The organism is Microvirga sp. GCM10011540, from assembly GCF_042650665.1.
Classification (GTDB): Bacteria; Pseudomonadota; Alphaproteobacteria; order Rhizobiales; family Beijerinckiaceae; genus Microvirga; species Microvirga lenta.
The window spans coordinates 1-549 of the sequence record NZ_JBHSBQ010000046.1; the positions used below are offsets into that span (position 1 = coordinate 1).

Sequence of the window (549 nt, forward strand, 5' to 3'; positions counted from 1 at the left end):
GACGACGAGGGCGAAGGTGTCGGAGACAGCCTCGCCAGCGCTGTCGGTGGCCGTCACCGTCACATCATAGGTGCCGGCTGCCGTGGGCGCGCCCGAGAAGGTGCGGGTTGCCGGATCAAAGCTCACGCCTTCCGGCAGCCCCGCAGCGCTCAGGGTGAGCGTGTCGCCGCTGTCGAGATCCGCATCGGCAAACATCGTGGCCGGCAGAGCCAGGCTCAGAGCCTGGCCCACCTTGCCGGTCTGGTCCGCCGCCTCCTCGGCGACGGTGGGGGCATCGTTGGTGTTGGTGACCGTGAGGGTGAAGCTGTCGCTGACCTCGGCGCCTGCGGCATCCTTGGCCGTGACGGTCACGGTGACCGGACCGGCCACATCGCTGTCGGACGGGGTGCCGCTGAGCACGCCGTTTTCCAGGGTGAGCCAGGACGGCAGGCCGGCGGCCGAGAAGGTCAGGCTCTCGCCATCGGCATCGCTGAACCGGGTGCTCAGATCGAGGTTGAACGCGCTGTCCTCGGCCACCGTCGCATCGGCAATGCCGCCATCCACCACAAC

At 68.9% G+C, this 549-nt stretch carries 1 protein-coding gene; it reads right to left on the reverse strand.

Features of this window, described 5'->3' with window-relative positions:
* A partial coding sequence (locus tag ACFOYU_RS15155) for a putative Ig domain-containing protein (protein WP_377034231.1) occupies window positions 1-549 on the reverse strand: 549 nt, incomplete at both ends.